The following is a 4,919-nucleotide window of genomic DNA, read 5'->3' as shown; positions in this document are numbered from 1 at the left end:
GGCGGGTGTATTGTTCTCCTGAGTACAGCCGCGCGGTGATGTCGCGGATCTCCGGGGTATTTTCCGGCAGGTTGGTGTCCAGCAGAATCAACGGGATCCGGCCGATACGGATCTTCCAGACCTGGGCAAGGATATCCCCGCCGATACCGGTCAGGCTGACGACCAGGTCGTTGCCGTCCTTGTCCTTCTGCTTGGACAGCGGCAGGTGATACAGGTCGGTTTCCGGATAGGTCTCCTGCTGCCACCCGTCCTTGTCCAGGTACTGGCGGAAATAACCTTCGCGATACAGCAGACCCACCCCCACTAGAGGCATTTTAAGCCCCGACGCCGCCTTGAGGTGATCGCCGGCCAGGATACCCAAACCGCCGGCAAACAGGGGCAGGGTCTCGTGGATGCCAAACTCCATGGAAAAATAGGCCACCGTCTCCCCCTCGTCCCAGGGGCTCTCGCTATTGGTCTGGTTCAGCACTCGATTTTCAAAGCGCTTGCGCACCTGCTCCAAGTGGGCCAGGTAGCTGTCGTCATTGGCCAGTTCATTGAACCGCTCCTGGGGAACCCGGGTGGCGAACACGATGGGGTTTCTTCCAGATATCTCCCACAGCCGGGGGTTGATGCGCCGAAAAAGCTCCACGGCGTTCTGGTTCCAACTCCACCAGAGATTGCGTGACAACGTCTCCAGGAAGGCAAGGGGCTCGGGGATATCGGGAAAAACTTGGAATGTTTGGATAAACCTCATTATTGTACTCCTCCATGGATCCAGTTTCTGCTACACCACCACGACTGAGTTTTCACAGTCGCCAAAATCGCTTTTCACGTATCGGTCCGCTTCCCAGTCATTTTCCCAGATCGTCTGGTCGATCAGGTAGCGGAACTGGTACGCCTGGCCCGGTGCTAGTTCCATGACAGCGGTGAACTCACCGCTTTTGAGCCGTTTCATGGGGGTCTTTACCGCACTCCAGTCGTTGAATTCGCCTACAATATGGACGGTCTTGGCCCCCGGGGCCGCCGCTTTGGGAACCCGGAAGGATACTTTACAACGGTCCTTGCTTTTTAGATACTGTTTTTTAAGACTCACGATGCTCCTCCTGATAATTTTTAATTGTTTTTTCAGATGGTTATTAAAACCATGGCAATATCCAAATCTCAAAAAAACCAACCGCTGTTAGGATTTTTGAATTTGGCCATTATTTGTCTTCTGTCTTCTGTCTTCTGACTCCTGCCCGTCTAAAATCAATCCCTCGATCTTGACCCACACCCGCAACAACTCGCTCACGCCCCAGGCCTGAGCGTCACATCCGCGGCTGTGGTGCGGGGCATCGCCATCCAAAATCTCCGGTATGTGGCCCACGCAGCCCTCATTGATCAGCCGGCTGCTGCTGGCCAGCCAGGCCAGGGCCGTTTCATACTCACCGGAACCGAAACAGTCGGCCCAGGCCTCGCAAAAGCTGGGAAAAACCCAGGTCCAGGCCGTACCGTTATGGTATGCCGGTTTTCGGCGGGTATCCTCATCCCCCTCGTAGACACCCACATAGGGTGTCTTGGGGTCGTTGACCAGCACGCCGTTATGATAGACCGGCAGCTCCGGATCGATAGGGCGGTCCGCCAGGCTGCGAATGGCCCCGGGGACGATCAGTTCCTGGCAGGCAAAAAGGATTCGCCGGGCCACTTTCCGGTCCGTTATCGCCCCCAGCGTCAAGGCAAAAAGCTGGTTGGGCCGCAGGGCGTTGTCGGCGACGGCCTGGCTGGCCGGCGTGCCGGGGCCGGTATGCAGGCAATCGGACAGGTAGCCCAACTCGTCACGAAAGAACAGGTCCAGAATGGATTGACGCACCTGCCCGGCCAGACGCTGCCATCGCTTGCGAGGTTCCGGTGCATCCACGCGGCCCAGGTAGGCCAGGGCAGCCTGCCAAAGTGCCTGGATCTCGATGGGGTATCCCTGGCGCGGGGTGCCTGCCGGATAGTTGGTGTCCATCCAGGTGAAATGCGACGGGCTGAAGAGCAGTCCGCTGCCTTCGTCCATGACGATGCCGTTGGGGGTTCCGGCCATGATGGACCGGGCGATGGATAGCAGGACCTGCTTCAATGGCCGCCCCCCGCAGTCGGTTTTCAGCAGTCTGGCCTGACCCACCCGCGTCCCCAGTTCGTCGCATACCCGAAAAAGCCACAGGGGCGCATCGGAGGTGTCCCGGTTGCCCGTGTCGGTACCGCGGATCATGTTGGGAATGGTGCCGTCCGCGGCGAACATGGCAAACTGCACGATGATGCTCAGGGCTTCCTCATGACGTCCGGCGGCGATAATACCCCGCACCACGATGAGGGTGTCACGCCCCCAGTCCAGGAACCAGGGATAGCCCGCGATCACCGTCGCGTATTGATCCCGTTTGACGATGTACTGGTCGAGCGCTTTCTTCAATGCCGGCACCGGCGGTTCCCATTGGGGAGAGGCCTCGAAAAAGCGGCTGATCCGTCGCCGCAGATCAACGTCGGGTTCCTCGGACGCACCGGATTCGCCCGCCACTCGGGCCTTGAGGGTCTCGCTTTCTCCGCCTGCCAGCGGTCCGGAGAAGTAGCCGGGGCTGAACAAATCCGAATGCGGGTCCTGGCCGCGTTGGGCTTCCTGGGGGTGGTCAACCATGTACTGCCATTGGGTCTCGACGAAAAATTCAGACCGTTCTGCTTCCAATTCAAGTGCATGTTCACCGCTGGGTTGAAAGATAAACCCCTTTTCCCGGGAGGTGACCGCGGACGGATAGTGGTGTTCCGAACCGGTGTATGCTTTGGTGGCCCCGTGAAAATTGCGATCCTCTAAGTCGGGGCGCAGGATCAGGGTCACCGGCCGATCGTCAGCCAAACGATCCTTACGGCCCTGGGCCGGGTGCCGGTAGAACACCAGGTCGATGGCGTTTTTTCCCGGCGGCATGCGGATGCCGACGCTCAACACCACGTGCTGCCCCTGCCCCGAAGGAATGTGGTACTGCCAGCCGCCCCATGCATCGAAATCGAACCCGAACGCATCCAGGCAGTCCGGACCGACCTCCTGGGAAAAACCCTGAAACACCACCCAGCCTCTCAGCCGGGTTAACAGGATACGGCGGTCCTCGGGAACCACCGGGCTCAGGTTGGCCGCCAGCAGTGCATCGTAACGGCTGGGCAACAGACCCCAATGCGCATGGGCCCGGGTCATGGCGCCGCGTCCATTGGTGCCCAGCATATGGATGCTGGATAGCCGTTTACGCGGCCGGGCAAAGATTTTTCTCACCCTGACCTGCCGGGCAGCCGTCAGGTACAAAAGGGGTGACTCGTGGTGGGTGCAACCGCCCGGATCGTAACAGGAAAGTTTTAATGTTCGCGTTTTATGCCGACCGGCCACCGGCAGCGGGCGAAACAGGATAAAAGCGTTGCCGCCGGCGTCGATCAGACTCTCTTCAACCGCCATCGTGGTCCCCTTTTCAGATATGGACGCCCGAAACGGGCGCGGACCGCGTAGCAGCAGAAAATGGCCCGGCGGGACCATCACCTCCCGCCGCAGGTCGACGGGAAACTGCCAGGCCACGGTTCGCGGCGTGGTGCCGGCGGGATTCATCGACCGGCAGAAATCGAGAGGTGATGTCTGCAACTGCAAGGTGGCCTGGTCCAGATCCCATTGGCCCAGGTCTCCGACTCCCCGATGAAACCGCCATACCTCGAGCACCTTTGCCCGGAGCCGTTGCCTAAAGATGTGATCCGGGGTGCGCGGGAACCGGTCTGTGGCGTGGATGACCCGCTCCAGGTCGGCCGGGTCGTTGGTCAGGCATAGCACCTGCCCCGGCTTCAACGACACTCGCCCCGTCTGTCCGTCGCCGCCGATGGACACCGATTCCCCGCTGAGCAGATCAACGGTCGAATCACCGTCCAGGGGGGATCGGCTCCGGGACCACGCCGCGTCATGGGCCGATGCCGCATCCAGATTGACCAGAATCAGCAGTCCGTTTCCACCCGATTGACAACGACGGGCGGCAACGATGGTATTGCCGGGTCCCTGCTGGATCATCTCGATGCGAACCGGGTGAAAGAACGCCGGGTGAACCGTGAGCAGGGCGTTGAGCCGACGGATGCGATCCACCTGATTCTCGACCGCCCCCCAGTTCAGGGACGGGGAACCGTGCACGTTGATTTTTTCCGTGGCCAGCCACTCCACCCCGTTGGCGAATCCGAAGCCCCCCTGGCTGGAGAGCAGGGCGCACAGGGCGATCCGCATGCGGGCGTATGTCGGGGAAGTGGCCGCCAGGCGAGGATTGTCGTGGGTTTCGGCAAAATGGATGGCGGTGCCGTCGGTCTTAGAGATCTCCATGGCGCCGGGCAGGTAATGTTCGATCTGGCCCCGGTCGTAGTTTTGAAACAACTCGCTGTAAGCCCAGTTGAAATCGGCCCAGTTTAGCAGGTCACGGGTGACGGAGATCTTGCCGCCGAGCCCTTCCAGCAAAAAGATCACGTTGGGGAACTGGTCCCGGACCTTGCCGATCATATACCGCCAGGCCGGCGTCGGGATCATGTAGCCGGCGTCGCAGCGAAAACCCTCTACGCCCCGGCGGCACCAGGTCAGAAAGACATCGGCCATATACTGCCACAAATCTTTATGGCTGAAATCCAAACGGGTCAGATCCGCCCAGACCACCCCCCAAGCGCCCGGGTTTTCGATCTGGCCGTCCGGTTCCCGGGAAAGCCATTGGGGATGGGTTTCGTGAAGGCTGGCCGCCCAGCCGGTGTGGTTGATGGCGATATCGATAAACAGGCGCGCTCCCCGGGCGTGAACGGCGTCGACCAGTTCGATGAACTGCTCCAGGGGAGTGGCCTTGGGGTCGAATTCGGCCAGGGCCGGATCGACGGCGGTGAAGCTCAGGGCGGCATAGGGGCTGCCGAAGCGGCCCATGCGGGCAAAG

Annotated in this window: 3 protein-coding genes; all 3 read right to left on the bottom strand. The window is 60.5% G+C overall.

Annotated elements, in window-relative coordinates; genetic code table 11:
• On the bottom strand, window positions 1-736 hold a 736-nt coding region (locus tag ABYV26_RS20880; RefSeq protein ID WP_372683292.1), incomplete at its 3' end, for a DUF3417 domain-containing protein.
• Window positions 737-766: 30 nt separating this feature from the next.
• Window positions 767-1,075, bottom strand: a complete 309-nt coding sequence (locus tag ABYV26_RS20875) for an isoamylase early set domain-containing protein (protein WP_372683291.1) — start codon at window positions 1,073-1,075, stop codon at window positions 767-769.
• 87 nt (window positions 1,076-1,162) lie between these two features.
• A partial coding sequence (locus tag ABYV26_RS20870) for an amylo-alpha-1,6-glucosidase (RefSeq protein WP_372683290.1) occupies window positions 1,163-4,919 on the bottom strand: 3,757 nt, incomplete at its 5' end.

This window comes from Desulfosarcina sp., assembly GCF_041551955.1.
GTDB lineage: Bacteria > Desulfobacterota > Desulfobacteria > Desulfobacterales > Desulfosarcinaceae > Desulfosarcina.
The sequence above is the reverse complement of the archived record's forward strand: the minus strand, read 5'-3'. Positions and strand labels throughout refer to the sequence as shown.